This window comes from Stenotrophomonas sp. (genome assembly GCF_035634915.1).
GTDB lineage: Bacteria > Pseudomonadota > Gammaproteobacteria > Xanthomonadales > Xanthomonadaceae > Stenotrophomonas.
The window spans coordinates 140,807-155,332 of sequence record NZ_DASQCB010000023.1 but is presented as its reverse complement, the minus strand read 5'-3'; the positions used below and the strand labels follow the sequence as shown (position 1 = coordinate 155,332).

Here is a 14,526-nt window from a genome sequence, read left to right as displayed (position 1 = left end):
TGGGCTCGGCTCTACAGGATTGCGTAACGCTTCAACACCTTCCCCAACCCACGCCCGTCACGCACGGTTTCGGCATGCAGGCCGGCCGCACGCGCGCCGCGCACGTTGACGAACAGGTCATCGACGAACAGGGTGTGGCGCGCCTCGACATCCAGCCGCTGCAGGGCACGCTTGAACAGGGCAGGGTCCGGCTTGCGCCCGCCGAGCATGCCGCTGCAGAGCACGCGCGGCTGCAGGCGGTTGTGCAGCCCCGGCAGAAGGATGGGCAGTACCTGCGCCATCAACGGGCCATTGTTGGTCAGCACGCCCAGCGGCAGGCGTTCATCGATGGCCAGCAGGCGCTGTACCACGGCAAGCTGGGGCCGGCAGGCGGCAACGCGGGCAGCAAGCCACGTCGTTGCATCCACGTGGGTCTGCAGCGCCTCGCTCAACTGGTCCAGATAGGCGGCGGTATCCAGTTCCCCGGCGTCATAGGCGATTTCCAGGCCACTGTCGAACAGTGCCGCCTGCACCTGCGCGCTGCTGCGCTGCAGGGCATGGGCCAGGTGCATGACGCGTTGCGGTCGCTGGTAGTGCAGCAGCACGCCATCGACATCCAGCAGCAGTAGACGTATCTCCATGTGCACAGCATGCCCGATCCTGCGCACCGCGTGCGACAGACGGTCGCAGCCGGTGGCGCATGGTCCTGCCTAGAATGTTCGTTGAACCTGCAGGAGACGCAACGATGAAGGCTTGGATGGTGGCAGTGGGACTGGGTGCGCTGATGCTGGCGCCGTCGGCGATGGCACGCGTATGTGCGGTGAGCATCGACAGCACGGACCAGATGAGCTTCAGCACGCGCCAGATCAAGGTGGCTGCCGACTGCAGCGAAGTGGACCTGACCCTGCGCCACACCGGCAAGCTGGCGGCCACGGCGATGGGCCACAACTGGGTGCTGACCCGCACGGCCGACTACCAGCCGGTAGCGATGGCCGGCATGCGCATGACCCTGGCCGACAGCTACCTGCCCAAGGCCGACAAGCGCGTGCTGGCGCACACCAGGGTGATCGGCGGCGGCGAAACCGCGCGCGTGCGTTTCTCGACCAAGGGCCTGCAGAAGGGCGGCGATTACACCTTCTTCTGCTCGTTCCCCGGCCACTTCGCGATGATGAAGGGCAGCTTCGTCTTCGGTTGATGCCCTTTGTAGAGTCGAGCCATGCTCAACTGCACGGGTGCCAACCAAGGTTGGCACCTACCAAGGCAATGCCGGGCGTGGGCTCAGCCCTTGGCTGCCTTGAAGGCGATGCGGGCGGCGGCCAGGGTGGCCTCGATCACGGCATCGTCGTGCGCGCTGGACATGAAGCCAGCCTCGTAGGCCGACGGCGCCAGGAACACGCCCTGTTCCAGCATCGCGTGGAAGAAGCGGTTGAACGCCGGGATGTCACAGGCGGTGGCCTGTGCATAGGTCTCCACCTTTTCGCTGGTGAAGAACAGGCCGAACATCGCGCCCACGCGGGTGGTGGTCACGGCCACGCCGGCTTCGGCGGCGGCCGCTTCCAGGCCCTCGCACAGGCGCGCGGTGCGTGCGGCCAGGTCGTCGTGGAAGCCCGGCTGCGAGACCAGTTCCAGCATCGCCAGGCCGGCGGCCATCGCCACCGGGTTGCCGCTCAGCGTGCCGGCCTGGTAGATCGGGCCGGCCGGGGCGATCTGCTGCATCAGGTCGCGGCGACCACCGTAGGCACCCACCGGCATGCCACCGCCGATGATCTTGCCGAAGGTGCTCAGGTCCGGGGTGATGCCGTAGTGCGCCTGCGCGCCGCCCAGGGCCACGCGGAAGCCGGTCATCACTTCATCGAAGATCAGCAGCGCGCCGTACTGCGTGCACAGCGCGCGCAGGTGCTGCAGGTAGCCGTCGCGCGGCGGGATGCAGTTGGCGTTGCCCACCACCGGTTCGATGATCAGGCCGGCGATGTCGTCACCCTGCTGTTCGAACAGCGCCGTGGCCGCTTCGAAATCGTTGTAGGGCAGGGTCAGGGTCAGCTCGCTCAGGCCGGCCGGGACGCCCGGCGAGGTCGGCACGCCCAGGGTCAGCATGCCGCTGCCGGCCTTGACCAGGAACGAGTCGCCGTGGCCGTGGTAGCAGCCTTCGAACTTGACGATGCGGTTGCGCCCGGTGGCGCCACGGGCCAGGCGGATGGCCGACAGCGTGGCCTCGGTGCCCGAATTGACCATGCGCACCATCTCGCACGAGGGCACCAGGCGGGTGATGGTCTCGGCCATGGTCACCTCGGCCGCGCAGGGCGCGCCGAAGGACAGACCGTTGTCGATGGCCTTCTTCACCGCCTGGCGCACCGCCGGGTGGTTGTGGCCGACGATCATCGGGCCCCAGGAACCGACGTAGTCGATGTAGCGGTTGCCGTCGACGTCGTACAGGTAGGCGCCATCGGCGCGTTCGACGAAGAACGGCTCGCCGCCGACGGACTTGAACGCGCGCACCGGCGAATTGACGCCACCCGGCAGCAGCTGCTGGGCGCGGGAGAACAGGGCGTGGGACTGGTCGTGGTTCATGGGGCTTTCCTGGGTGTTACGCGAACTGGGCGAGGAAGGCGCGTTGGGTCGCGACCGGGTCCTGCGCGGCGTAGATGCCACTGACCACGGCCACCAGGTCGGCGCCGGCATCGATGATGGGAAAGACATTGTCCGGCGTCAGGCCGCCGATCGCCACCCGCGGCACGCCCAGTGCGGCGCTTTGCCGCAGCAGGTCGGTATGGGCGCGGCTGCTGGTGATCTTGGTGGTGGTGGGGAAGAAGGCGCCGAAGGCCACGTAGCTGGCGCCGGCAGCGACGGCCTTTTCTGCATTGGCCAGCTGGTCGTAGCAGGAGGCGCCGATGATGGCGTCCGGACCGAGCAGGGCGCGCGCGCTGGGAATGTCGCCGTCGGTGCCGCCCAGGTGTACGCCGGCTGCGCCCACGGTCTGCGCCAGCACGGGGTCGTCATTGATGATGAGCGGCACGCCGTGGGCGGCGCACAGCGCCTGCAGGGCCGTGGCCTGTTCCAGGCGAAGCGCGTCGCTGGCGGTCTTGTTGCGGTACTGCAGCCAGGTGGCGCCGGCGGCCAGCAGCGGTGCCGTGCGCGCCAGCAGGCGTGCGGTATCGGGTTCATCCGGGGTGATCAGGTAGACGCCGCGGGGCGCCGGAGAAGCAGGAGTCATTGATGGCTACCGGTGAGTGGGCCGCGATGGGACAATGGCAGCCCGTGAATCCAGCCCTGATTATCCGATGAGCGACGCCACCCCCACCACCTTGCGTACCTGGATGTGCGTGGTCTGCGGCTTCATCTACCGCGAAGCGGACGGGCTGCCCGAAGAGGGCATCGCCCCCGGCACGCGCTGGGAGGACATTCCCGAGACCTGGACCTGCCCCGACTGCGGGGTGACCAAGGACGATTTCGAGATGGTCGAAATCGATTGACTGCAGGGGCCGCCGGGCATGGCCCGGCGCTGCCTGCAGGTGCGGACCGTTGGTCCGCACACCGGTAAATCAGTGCAGTCGCGGCATCGGCCCGCCGAGGTCGATCAGCTTCTCGCGCAGCCACTGCGCATCACTGGCCTCGGGGTTGCGGCGCAGGTACTGACCCAGGTCGTGGCGGGCGCCGGCCAGATAATCCAGCTGCAGGTAGGCCAGGCCACGGTCGCGCAGGGCATCGTCCTGTTCCGGGGCCAGCTTCAGCAGGCGGTCGGCGCTGCGCGCAGCGCGGTCCCACTCGCTGGCTTCGGCATACACGCCGTGCAGGTTGCGCAGCATGCGGATGAGGATCGCGCGGGTCGGTGCGGGGTCGAGGATCTGCGCCAGCACCTGGTCGTCCGGGGCCTGCCCGCCGAGGTGTGACTTGGCGCGCTCGCGCAGTTCGTCTACGTCCAGCGGGCGGCCGCCATTGAACGGGTCCATCACCAGCACGCCGTCGTCCACCGGCAGGCGCACCAGGAAGTGGCCGGGGAAGGACACGCCGTCCAGCGGAATACCCAGGCGCCGGGCGACTTCCATCTGCACCAGGGCCAGCGAGATCGGGTTGCCCAGCCGCCGCTCGAACACCTGGTTGAGGTAGCTGTTGCGCGGGTCGTAGTACTCCTGGTGGTCGCCGCTGTAGCCCAGTTCGTCGAACAGGTGGCGGTTGACCGCGGCCATCTTCAGCGGCCAGCGCTCGATGGTGTCCACTTCCGCGCGCAGGTGGTCGACATGGCTCTGCACCAGCGCGTCGTACACGCCGGGCTGCAGGTCGGGGTATTCATCGCGCGCGATGAGCAACGCGGTCGGCAGCAGTGGCAGCGCCTCGTCATCGACGTCGGCCAGTGCATCCCAGTCGGGGAGTGTGATCCGGTCCTGCATGGCCACAGACTGGAGGCAATCGCAGGCGGTTTCAAGCGGTGTGGCGTGAATTCCGCCTGTTGTTGTTCCGCCATCCACGCATGGCGTGGATCTACCGTGTCGACCAAGGTCGACACCTACCAGCAGCACAAGGAATCTGTCAGAGGCGGGGCGGTGTGGGCTTGCAGGACCGCAGGCGCCATGGATGGCGCCTACGAGCCCCCAAGGATGGGTTTACGGCGTGTCCTGCAAGCCCGCAGCGCCCCGCCATCCCTCGGCAGCCCAGCTTTTGCCGTTGATGTTGATTCGGCGGGTGCCGGGCGCAGCCCGGCCACCCCTTATTTTTCGATGCCCGGGCCGAAGGTCAGCGGGGTGCCGTCCTTCAGCTTCAGCTTCTCGGCCTGGCCGGCGTTGAGCTCCAGCACGTAACGCGCCGGGCCGCCGCTGGGGTAGGGCGGGCACATGTCGCCGGCCGAGCAGGGCGGCACGTCGCGCTGCTGGCTGACCAGCCTGCGCTCGCTGTCGAAGTACAGGATGTCCAGCGCGATCTTGGTGTTCTTCATCCAGTATGCCTGCATTTCCTCGCGGTCGTGGATGAAGAGCATGCCGTTGTCGGCCGGCATCTGGTCGCGGAACATCAGCCCGCGGGCGCGGGTTTCATCATTGGTGGCCAGCTCCACCTGGTAACGGGCGCCATCCAGCTCCACCCAGTGGCGGGCGGCATCGGTGGCGCAGCCGGTCAGGGCCAGCAGGGGGAGGATCAGCAGCGAACGCAGCGACATGGTCGGTGTCCTTGGCAGGGAATCAGAGCACGATGGGCGGTTCGCCGCCGACGATCACCACGTCGGCGCGACGGCGTGCGAACAGGCCGACGCAGACCACGCCCGGCAGCTGGTTGAGCTCGCGCTCCAGCTTTTCCGGATCGGTGATCTCCAGGTTGTGGATGTCCAGGATCTGGTTGCCGTTGTCGGTCACCACGCCCTCGCGCCAGGTCGGCTGGCCGCCGGTCATGTCGCGGATCTGGCGGGCCACCAGGCTGCGCGCCATCGGGATCACTTCCACCGGCAGCGGGAACCTGCCCAGCACCGGCACCTGCTTGCTCGGGTCGACGATGCAGACGAAGCGCTCGCTGGCCTCGGCGATGATCTTCTCGCGGGTCAGCGCGGCGCCACCGCCCTTGATCAGGCACTTGTTGGCATCGCACTCATCGGCGCCGTCCACGTACAGCGACAGGCTGCCGGCGTGGTTCAGTTCGATCACGTCAATGCCGTGCTGCTTCAGGCGGGCGGTGCTCTGCTCGGAACTGGACACCGCGCCCTTGATGCGGTGCTGGATGCGGGCCAGGGCATCGATGAAATAGGCAACGGTGGAACCGGTGCCGACGCCGACGATCATGCCGTCTTCGACGTATTCGATGGCTTTCTCGGCGGCCAGGCGCTTGGCTTCGGACATGGGAGGACTCTCAGGCAGGGAATCAGGATTTCTTTTCAAGCGACAGCAGCAGCTTCCACTGCGCGGCCGTCACCGGGAACACCGACAGGCGGTTGCCCTTGGCAACCAGCGGAAAGCCCTCGCCGAGTTCGTCGGCGTGCAGCTTGATCTCGTCCAGCGCGATCACCTGCTTCAGCTTGCGCTCGAAACCCACGTCCACCAGCATCCAGCGCGGGTTCTCGCGCGTGCTCTTGGGGTCGTGGTAATCGGATTTCGGGTCGAACTGGGTGTCGTCCGGGTAGGCCGCGCTGGCCACCGTGGCCAGGCCGACGATGCCCGGCACCTTGGTATTGGAGTGGTAGAACAGGATGCCGTCGCCGACCTGCATGCCGTCGCGCATGAAGTTGCGCGCCTGGTAGTTGCGTACCCCGTTCCAGGGCTCGACCTTCACCTTGGCCAGGTCATCGATGGAAAAAGCGTCCGGTTCGGACTTCATCAGCCAATAGCGCTTGCGGGCGGTCATGCGTTCACGGGGGCAGCGGAGGGGAACAGGGTGCCGTCTTCGGTGCAGATCGCATCCACCGGCACGTCCCACGACGCCACCGGCAAGGACTCGACCTGCTGCACCGCGAACGCAGCACCGACCAGCCAGGGCGGCGCCGGCCGGTCGTGGCGGAAGGCGAAGCTGCGATCATACCAGCCGCCCCCCATGCCCAGCCGCCGGCACTGCGCATCGAAGCCGACCAGCGGCGTCACCACCAGGGCCATCTGCGCCGGTTCCAGAGTGTCTTCCAGCGCCACGTCCGGTTCGGGAATGCCGTAGCGGTTGCTGGTCAGCGGCTGGCCGGGGCGCCACGGCGCGAAGCGCAGCACCTCGCCGGCCAGTACCGGCAGGCAGTAGGTGAGGTCTTCGGGCAGCTGCAGCTGCCAGCGGTGCAGGGCGATCTCGCCATCCAGCGCCCAGTAGCCGGCCACCGGCCCGGTGCGCGGCGCGAAGGGCAGGGCGAGCAGGGCATCGGCCAGCGCGTCGGCGGCGGCGATGCGGGCGGGCGCGGAAAGATCGCGGCGGCGTTGCCGCAGGTCGTGGCGCAGGGCCTGGCGCGGGTCAGTCATGGCAGCATGCGGCGGGAAACAGCCGTCATTGTGCCGGAAAGAACAAGGGCGACGCCCGAAGACGCCGCCCTTGCTGGAATATTGCATTCTCCGCAATGTCGATGCATGCGAAACGACCTTGAACCCGGGGGCTCAAGTGGGAACGCTGGAGAACCATCGGGCTTCCCGCTACAAGGCGGACCTGCACTCCCGGCGCTGTCGCGCTCCCGGTGTCGTTCTTAAGGGACAAGGCGAATGTTTGCACATGCCGTCGAGTACCGCAGAGAACGCGTGGCCATTATAGCCAGCGAGCACGATCTGGATAGGCCGTTCGTCGGCAACAGTACGTGCCAATTCAGCTATGAAAAAAGGGGACGGAGGGGATTAAGACGTTTCCTGCACGCCAAGCTGAAAACGTCTTAATCCCCTCCGTCCCCTTTTTTCAGGTGCTGCTGTCGATCGCCCGGTCCAGGCGACGGTTCAGGTCAGCCAGTGTCTGCTGCAGCGCCACCGCCTGGCGGGCGTTCTCATCGCGCAGCAGCTGCAGTTCGTGGGCCAGGTTCAGTGCGGCCAGCACCGCCACGCGGTCGACTGCCGCCATCCGGTTGCTGCCACGGATCTCGCGCATGCGCGCATCCAGCAGGCGCGCGGCGGCCATCAGGCTGTCGCGTTCATCGCCACCCACGCCCACCGTGTATTCACGGTCGAGGATGCGGACACTGACCGGTTCGGCGCTCATGTGTGCTGCTCCAGGGATTTGAGCCGGCTGATCATCGCTTCCACCCGCGAGCGGGCCTGCTCGTTCTTGGCCAGCAGCGTCGAACGCTCGCTCACCAGCTGTTCCTGCTGGTGGCGCAGGCTGCGGTTCTCCTCGGCCAGGCGCTGGTTGCGTTCAAGCAACGCTTCCACGCGGGCGGCGAAGGCCTGCAGCTGGGCAAGGGGGTCGGCGGGTTCCATGCCGCACGATAGGCAAGCCGGGCAAGGGCGGTCAAGCCTTGCCGCAGCAGGGCCGGGCTGCCACGGGGAGAAGCCGGTTGGGTTGCTACACTACCGGGCTCACGGGCGCGCGCGTGCGCGCCCGGGGTTTCCCTTACGAACGAGCCGCACGATGACCGAACTTCCCTCCGTCGACGACGTTTCCCGCGCCAGCCAGGAACTGGGCCTGGGGGCCACCGCTGCCGAGCTGCATGGCGGCCTGTGCGGCTGGCTGGCCGCCGGCGGCGCCCCCGGCAATGACTGGCCGGCACGCGTGCTGGCCGACGACAACCTGGCCCCGGTGCCGGACGGCAGTGCGCTGGCGCAGCTGCTGGAGGCCACCATCAAGCAGCTGGAAGACCGCGACTTCGCCTTCGAACTGCTGCTGACCGACAACGACGAGGTGGCCGCGCAGGCCGACGCGATGTTCGCCTGGACGCGCAGCTTCCTCGGTGGCTTCGGCCTGGGCAGCGGCGGCCGCCGCCCGGCCCTGTCCGAGGAGGGCGAGGAAGCGCTCACCGACATGGCCAGCCTGGCCCGTGCCTCCAGCGAGGATTTCGAGGCCGGCGGCGAGGATGACGATGAAGCCCTGTCCGAGATCGAGGAGTTCATCCGCGTAGCGGTCCTGCTGCTGCACGGCGATGTGGTCCTGGCCGCGCGCCACCGCCAGCGCCTGAACTGATGGACATCAAGCAGCGCACCGGCATCGCCGCCGGCGAGTACAAGCGTCGCCGCCGCCAGCTGATGGACATGGCCGGCGAAGACGCGATCCTGGTGCTGCCGGCCGCATCGGAGAAGGTGCGCAGCCTGGATACGCATTACCCGTACCGGCAGGATTCGGATTTCCAGTACCTCAGCGGCTTCCCCGAACCCGAAGCGGTGCTGGTGCTGATTCCCGGCCGCCGGCACGGCGAGGCCATCCTGTTCTGCCGCGAGCGCGATGCCGAGCGCGAGGCGTGGGATGGCAGCCGCGCCGGACAGGAAGGTGCCGTGTCGCAGTACGGCATGGACGATGCCTACCCCATCGATGATCTGGATGACATCCTGCCAGGCCTGCTGGAAGGGCGCTCGCGCGTCTACTACCACTTCGGCCGCGACGCGGACTTCGACCTGAAGCTGATTGGCTGGGTCAACCGCGTGCGTTCGCAGGTCCGCCACGGTGCGCAGCCGCCGCATGAGTTCCTGGAACTGGGGCACCTGCTGCACGAGCAGCGCCTGTTCAAATCCGGTGCGGAAGTGGCGCTGATGCACCACGCCGCGCAGATCAGCGTGCGTGCGCACCTGGCCGCGATGCGGGCGGCGAAGGCGGGCATCCACGAGTACGAACTGCAGGCCGAGCTGGAGCGCGTGTTCCGTGCCAGCGATGCGGTTCCGGCCTACAGCAGCATCGTCGGTGCCGGCCGCAACGGCTGCATCCTGCATTACCGCGACAACAACGCGCGTTCGCGCGATGGCGAACTGGTCCTGATCGATGCCGGTGCCGAGTACCGCGGCTACGCCAGCGACATCACCCGCACGTTCCCGGTCAATGGCCGTTTCAGTGCCGAGCAGCGCGCGCTGCATGATCTGGTGGGTGAGGCGCAGGCAGCAGCGCTTGTGCAGGCCAAGCCTGGCGTGGCCTACGAGACCGGTCATCTGGCGGCAGTGCAGACCCTCACCGAAGGCCTGCTGCGGCTGGGCCTGCTGAAGGGCACGCTGGAAAAGAATCTGGCCGAGGGCCTGTACCAGCGCTTCTACCGGCACAAGACCGGGCACTGGATCGGCCTGGATGTGCACGACGTGGGCGACTATCGACTGGCGGGCGATTCGCGCCTGCTGGAGTCGGGCATGGCCTTCACCATCGAGCCGGGCCTGTACATCGGCGCGGATGACACGACGGTGGAACCGCGCTGGCGCGGCATCGGTATCCGTACCGAAGATGACGTGCTGATCACCGACGATGGCCATCGGGTACTGACCGAAGGGCTGGCGCGCAGTGCGGACGAGATCGAAGCGGTGATGGCGGGGTAAGGGTTGCTTGGCAGGGCTTGCAGCCCTGCACCTGCTGAAACAACGGCAGCGGCCAAAGCCTGCATTCCGTGGGATGGCGGGGCGGTGTGGGTGGTTAGGACACGCCGTAAACCCATCCCTGGGGGCTCGATGGCGCCATCCATGGCGCCAACGGTCCTGCCCACCCACACCGCCCCGCCTCTTACAGATTCCGCGCGCTGTTGGTAACGGCGATGCGCGGCTTTGGGTAGGTGTCGACCTTGGTCGACACGATTTTTCTGTCAGAAATCGAATGAATTCATCCACGCATGGCGTGGATCTACTGGTGTGCGCGGCTGTGGGTGGGTGCCGACCGTTGGTCGGCACATCTGCCAGCTATCGAATGAATTCATCCACGCATGGCGTGGATCTACTGGTAGGTGTCGACCTTGGTCGGCACAGAGCGAGCGCAGCGAGCGACCCGCTTTTGATTTTCTTTTTCTTTTCCGTGGCTGGCCGCGCACGGAAACTGTCAGAGGTGGGGCGGGGTGGGTTCGCGGCCAAGCCCCCAAGGACGGGTTAACGGCGTCCCCCGCGAACCCACCCCGCCCCGCCAAGCACAGCATTTTGAGTTCAGCGCCCAGCCACGAGGGGCTCAGCCGTTGGCCGCCGCAAACACCGGGCGCGTCAGGTTGTCCGCTTCGCCCTCGGTGCACAGCACTTCGTCTTCGATGCGGATGCCGCCATACGGGCGGAAGAAGTCCACGCGATCCCAGTTGACTGCATCGCCATGGCCGGCCGCCTTCACTTCATCCAGCAGCATGTCGATGAAGTACAGGCCCGGTTCGATGGTCACCACCATGCCCGGTTCCAGCACGCGGGTCAGGCGCAGGTAGGGATGGCCGGCCGGGCGCTCGATGCGGCCGCCTTCCTCGCTGGCCGCGAAACCAGCCACGTCGTGCACCTGCAGGCCGATCAGGTGGCCGATGCCGTGCGGGAAGAACGCGGCGCTGACGCCGGTTTCCAGCGCGGTCTGCGGCGAGACCTTGATGACGCCGAAGTCCTTCAGCACGCCCATCAGTGAAAGATGCGCGTCCACGTGCAGCTGCCTGTAATCGAAGCCGGCACGCACCGCCGCGCACATCTGCTGCTGGGCGGCATCCACGGCCTCGATCATCGCGGCGAATTCGTCGTGGCCCTTGGCCGCGTAGGTACGGGTGATGTCGCTGGCGTAGCCATGCGCGCTGGCACCGGCATCGATCAGGAAGCTGCGCAGCGGCTGCGGTGCGGTGCGGCCCAGTTCGGTGTAATGCAGCACCGCGGCGTGTTCGTTCAGCGCAACGATGTTGCCGTACGGCAGCTCGTTGGCATCCTGGCCCACGGCCTGGCAGTAGGCCATGTGGATGTTGAACTCATCGGCGCCGTTGCGGAACGCCGCCTCGGCGGCACGATGGCCGCGCACGCCCAGCACCTGCGCCTGGCGCATCAGCGCGATTTCATAAGGCGTCTTGCAGGCGCGGTGCCATTCCAGATGGTTTACCACCGGCGCCGGGTTGTTCGGCACGTAGGCACCCAGCGCGCTCTGCGGCTCGCCCAGGATCGCGCAGCGCGAGGGGTCGGACGGCAGCAGGGCCAGCGCCTCTTCCGGCTTGCGGATGATGTGGATGTCGAAGTGTTCCACCCACCAGCCGCTGGGAGCGTCCGGCACCACGTGCCAGTAATCGAACGGCTGGTGGAAGATCACAGCCGGACGCTTGCCCGGGGTGAACACCACCCAGCTGTTGGGCACGCGGGTGAGCGGCAGCCAGGCCTTGAACTGCGGGTTCACCGCGTACGGGTAGTCGCGATCGTCGAACACCTGGTAGTGCAGGGTGCCGCTGGGCACCACCAGATGGTCGAAGCCGCCGCGGGCCAGCGCCTGTTCGGCGCGTCGGCACAGCACGGCCAGGTGGTCGGAATACAGGGCGGCAGGGTCTTGCTGGATCATTGCAGCGGCTCGACACGGAAAACGGCCCTAGATTCTGCCGCATACTGCAGAAAACCGCTGTGCAGGAACCGGCACTCAGCCTGCCGTAACCGGTGCCTCGTCGCTGTCCTCGCCGATCCAGGCGCGCAGCAGCTGCCGATGCTCGCGCGACAGGGTCAGGAAGCGGAACCCGGCCCAGCTCTGGCCCGGGGCATGCGCCGGTTCGCTCCACAGCAGGTGCACGCCCACATCGATCGCTTCGCTGCGGCCGTCGCCCAGCGGCAACGGGAACCGCAGCTGGTACAGCGCGTCGTCGCGCAGCGGCTGGTTGGCCAGCATCAGCATGCCGGTTTCGGAAACGTTGCCGAGCCGGCCGATCACGCTTTCGCGCATCTGGTCGCTGACCGGAACCAGATCGGACACCTGGCGGCGTGGCGCGCGGCGGGTGTCCTGCGGCGGGGGCTGGTTCATGCTTCAGGCTCCTGGCGGCCACGGCCGGCCAACGCGCGCAGGGCCGACAGGCTGGCCTGCCAGGCGCGGTCGACCAGGCGGCCCTTTTCTTCGGTGACCAGCTGCGCGCGGCCGGCACACATCTGCCGGGCCAGCGTATCGAGGTCGGTCTCGCTGCTCTTCTGCCCGCGCGGGTTGACGAACAGCACGTGGCCGGTCAGCAGGCTGTACCAGGACAGCCGCTGGCGGCGCACGCTGCCGTCCTCGCCGGTCAGGTCGAACCAGCTGCCGAAGGGCAGGCTGGTCAGCTGGTCATGGCAGGCCTGTTCGGCTGCCGTGCGCGGTGCGTCCCCGGGGGAGCCGGTGCTGCCCGTCGCATGCTCGCCAAGACGCGCACGTGCCTTCAGGCGCGCGCTGAGTTCAGTGCGTGAGGTGTGCTCGTCCTCGCCGCCGGGCGTGGCCAGGCGGCGGGCCACGGCCGACGCTTCCTCGGGGTGGTAACCGACCTGCAGCAGGGCGGCTTCCACTTCTGCGGCCAGCGGCGCATCAGGCGCGCGGTCGGCGCCGGCGGGCGCGGCGGTGACTGCTGCAATGCGTTCGGTCTGCTGCAGGCGTTCCTGCCACTGCGCCGAGTCACCGCCATGGCGCAGCCGGGTCAGGGTCAGCGCATCGGCCCAGGCCTCGCGCAGCAGGGTCTGCACGAAGCGCGGCGGCTGCTGTGCCTGGCAGTGCTGGTCGATCTGCACGCTGGCCTCGCGGCGGGCCAGGGCCAACCGCTCCTTGCCGCGCGCGGCTTCGACATGGCGGCGCTCGGCCAGCTCGGCGCGATGTGCGGAGGCGCGCTGGTGCTGCTGGATTTCCTCGTTGGCCGCAGCGAATGCGTCCGGCGTGCGCACATCCTGGCCCAGCAGGCCCTGCACGCTCTGTGCCAGGCGCTGCATCAGCTGCGGGTCCACATCGTCATCGTCCAGCCAGCTGGCACCGGCTTCGGCAATGGTATTGAGCAGCTCGCGTGCAGGGTGTTCGTCGCGCACGAAGAAGGCGGGGTCGGCCATCGCTGCACGCGCCAGCGGCACCTGCAGCCGGGCCAGCAGGGCGGCAGGCACCGGGTCCGGGCGTTGCTGCTGCTGGATCTGCTGCAGCAGCATCCGCAGCAGGTCCAGGTGGTCGCGGTCATGGCTGGCCAGCTGGGCCTGTGCACCGTGCTCGCTGCGCAGCTGTGCGGTCACGGCGGTCTGCAGGTCGGTGATGCTGGTGGCCGTCCCGGCCTGGGCCTGCAGGCGTGCCAGCACCGCATCCACCAGGCCGCTGGGAATCGAGGGCGGCTCGATGGCCATCGGTGCGGCATGCCGCGCCTGTTGCAGCAGATCGTGCAGCAGGTTGGCCGGTGGCGTGGTCAGTTCGGGTTTGGGGGTTCCCGGCGCGGTGGCATCGGCAAAGGCGTTCTGCATCAGCGCCGACCACGAACCGGGGCGGCCGGAACCGCTCCAGCCGGTCAACGGCTCGGCCGCACGCGGTGCCGGCTGCGTTGCACGTCCACCGCCCACGGACTGGGTGATGATCCGGCGCGTACTGGACGAGCGTGCCAGGTACGGGGTGTAGACCAGCCCGGGCAGCACGCCGTGCTGTGCCAGCAGGGTGTTGGCACGTTCCAGCAGATCGCCGAGGCGTTCCAGCAGCTGGCGCTCGAAGCTGCGGTAGATGGCCAGCTGCAGCTCGGCGCTCAGGCCATCCCGTTCGGCCAGGCGGCGCACCAGCGCACACAGGGCCTGCGGTGCCAGCGGCAGGGTGTCGTTGTCCAATGCCGGGGCGGCGGCCAGGACGGCCAGGCGCTGGCCCAGCAGGTTCAGTGCATTGCCCGAGCGCTGGGTTTCGCGGCGCACCATTTCGGCCAGCACCAGATTGCGGTCCACCTCATGGTCATCCACCAGCGACAGACCCAGCAGGCCGGGCGGCTGCGCCGGTGTCGCGGCAGGTGCCGTGTCCTGCGGTGCGCGCAGCTGCACCAGGCTGTCGGCCAGCGCATCGAGCATGCGCTCGCAGAAGGTGCCGGCGAATGCATGCAGCTGGCCGCGCTGGGCCAGCAGCTCGGCCTGCATCTGCGGGTTGCGGGCGTGGTCGGCATCGTGCAGCAGCGCCTGCTCGGCCGCTTCCACGGTGAGGATCAGCGGAGCGGTCAGCACATGGCGGCAGAGCACCAGCAGTTCACCCAGCAGCACGCGCACGCGTGGGGGCAGGTCTGCGGCGGCCAGGCGCGCGCTGTCAGCAGTGGCAAAGGGGAAAGCGGCAGACATCGGGAGC

The 14,526-nt window shown here is 68.0% G+C and carries 17 protein-coding genes and 1 other RNA gene; 4 read left to right on the top strand and 14 right to left on the bottom strand.

All coding sequences use genetic code 11. From position 1 onward, the window contains the following. Positions 1-11: 11 nt before the first annotated feature. Positions 12-620, bottom strand: a complete 609-nt coding sequence (locus VER16_RS18115; RefSeq protein WP_324810423.1) for an HAD-IA family hydrolase — start codon at positions 618-620, stop codon at positions 12-14. 104 nt (positions 621-724) lie between these two features. Between VER16_RS18115 and azu the strand changes: the two genes are divergently transcribed. Then, complete coding sequence (gene azu, locus VER16_RS18110; protein ID WP_324810421.1) at positions 725-1,174, top strand: azurin; 450 nt, start codon at positions 725-727, stop codon at positions 1,172-1,174. Between the two features lie 83 nt (positions 1,175-1,257). Here the strand turns inward: azu and hemL are convergent, their stop codons facing one another. Together hemL and thiE are read right to left on the bottom strand one after the other, a co-directional pair. Then, on the bottom strand, positions 1,258-2,547 hold the full coding sequence (hemL, locus tag VER16_RS18105) for a glutamate-1-semialdehyde 2,1-aminomutase (RefSeq protein WP_324810418.1): 1,290 nt from the start codon (positions 2,545-2,547) through the stop codon (positions 1,258-1,260). 16 nt (positions 2,548-2,563) lie between these two features. Further along, positions 2,564-3,190 carry a thiamine phosphate synthase gene (gene thiE / locus VER16_RS18100; protein WP_324810417.1) on the bottom strand — a complete coding sequence of 209 codons (627 nt, stop codon included), beginning with the start codon at positions 3,188-3,190 and terminating at the stop codon, positions 2,564-2,566. Between the two features lie 34 nt (positions 3,191-3,224). Here thiE and VER16_RS18095 point away from each other — a divergent pair, with 34 nt between their 5' ends. Beyond that, a complete protein-coding gene (locus tag VER16_RS18095; RefSeq protein WP_108769886.1) occupies positions 3,225-3,449 on the top strand; it encodes a rubredoxin in 225 nt (74 codons plus the stop codon). A gap of 69 nt (positions 3,450-3,518) precedes the next feature. Here VER16_RS18095 and VER16_RS18090 read toward each other — a convergent pair whose 3' ends face one another. The 8 genes from VER16_RS18090 to VER16_RS18055 all read right to left on the bottom strand — a co-directional run bounded on the left by VER16_RS18090 (position 3,519) and on the right by VER16_RS18055 (position 7,823). Continuing rightward, a complete protein-coding gene (locus VER16_RS18090) occupies positions 3,519-4,364 on the bottom strand; it encodes a SirB1 family protein (RefSeq protein ID WP_079223091.1) in 846 nt (281 codons plus the stop codon). 317 nt (positions 4,365-4,681) lie between these two features. Next, positions 4,682-5,125, bottom strand: a complete 444-nt coding sequence (locus VER16_RS18085; RefSeq protein WP_116865169.1) for a DUF192 domain-containing protein — start codon at positions 5,123-5,125, stop codon at positions 4,682-4,684. 22 nt (positions 5,126-5,147) lie between these two features. Continuing rightward, entirely contained in the window at positions 5,148-5,795 is a 648-nt protein-coding gene (rpiA, locus tag VER16_RS18080) for a ribose-5-phosphate isomerase RpiA (protein ID WP_324810412.1), read from the bottom strand. Positions 5,796-5,817: 22 nt separating this feature from the next. Next, a complete protein-coding gene (locus tag VER16_RS18075; protein ID WP_324810410.1) occupies positions 5,818-6,297 on the bottom strand; it encodes an EVE domain-containing protein in 480 nt (159 codons plus the stop codon). After that, entirely contained in the window at positions 6,294-6,887 is a 594-nt protein-coding gene (locus VER16_RS18070) for a 5-formyltetrahydrofolate cyclo-ligase (protein WP_324810408.1), read from the bottom strand. The genes VER16_RS18075 and VER16_RS18070 overlap by 4 nt, the downstream gene beginning before the upstream one ends. An 83-nt stretch (positions 6,888-6,970) precedes the next feature. Next, positions 6,971-7,156: non-coding RNA, 6S RNA (gene ssrS, locus VER16_RS18065), on the bottom strand. 152 nt (positions 7,157-7,308) lie between these two features. Beyond that, complete coding sequence (locus VER16_RS18060; protein ID WP_108769880.1) at positions 7,309-7,605, bottom strand: cell division protein ZapA; 297 nt, start codon at positions 7,603-7,605, stop codon at positions 7,309-7,311. Further along, complete coding sequence (locus VER16_RS18055; protein WP_324810406.1) at positions 7,602-7,823, bottom strand: TIGR02449 family protein; 222 nt, start codon at positions 7,821-7,823, stop codon at positions 7,602-7,604. The genes VER16_RS18060 and VER16_RS18055 overlap by 4 nt, the downstream gene beginning before the upstream one ends. Positions 7,824-7,974: 151 nt before the next feature. On the opposite strand from VER16_RS18055, the gene VER16_RS18050 reads away from it, so the two are divergent. Both VER16_RS18050 and VER16_RS18045 read left to right on the top strand, forming a co-directional pair. Then, a complete protein-coding gene (locus VER16_RS18050) occupies positions 7,975-8,523 on the top strand; it encodes a UPF0149 family protein (protein WP_324810404.1) in 549 nt (182 codons plus the stop codon). 5 nt (positions 8,524-8,528) lie between these two features. After that, positions 8,529-9,851, top strand: a complete 1,323-nt coding sequence (locus VER16_RS18045; protein WP_324810624.1) for an aminopeptidase P N-terminal domain-containing protein — start codon at positions 8,529-8,531, stop codon at positions 9,849-9,851. A 613-nt stretch (positions 9,852-10,464) separates the two neighbouring features. Here the strand turns inward: VER16_RS18045 and pepQ are convergent. The 3 genes from pepQ to VER16_RS18030 form a co-directional block, all read right to left on the bottom strand. Beyond that, entirely contained in the window at positions 10,465-11,796 is a 1,332-nt protein-coding gene (gene pepQ / locus VER16_RS18040) for a Xaa-Pro dipeptidase (protein WP_324810402.1), read from the bottom strand. Between the two features lie 75 nt (positions 11,797-11,871). After that, a complete protein-coding gene (locus VER16_RS18035) occupies positions 11,872-12,246 on the bottom strand; it encodes a PilZ domain-containing protein (RefSeq protein ID WP_324810400.1) in 375 nt (124 codons plus the stop codon). Then, entirely contained in the window at positions 12,243-14,519 is a 2,277-nt protein-coding gene (locus VER16_RS18030) for a DUF1631 family protein (RefSeq protein WP_324810397.1), read from the bottom strand. Before VER16_RS18030 ends, VER16_RS18035 begins: the two co-directional genes overlap by 4 nt. Positions 14,520-14,526 lie beyond the last annotated feature (7 nt).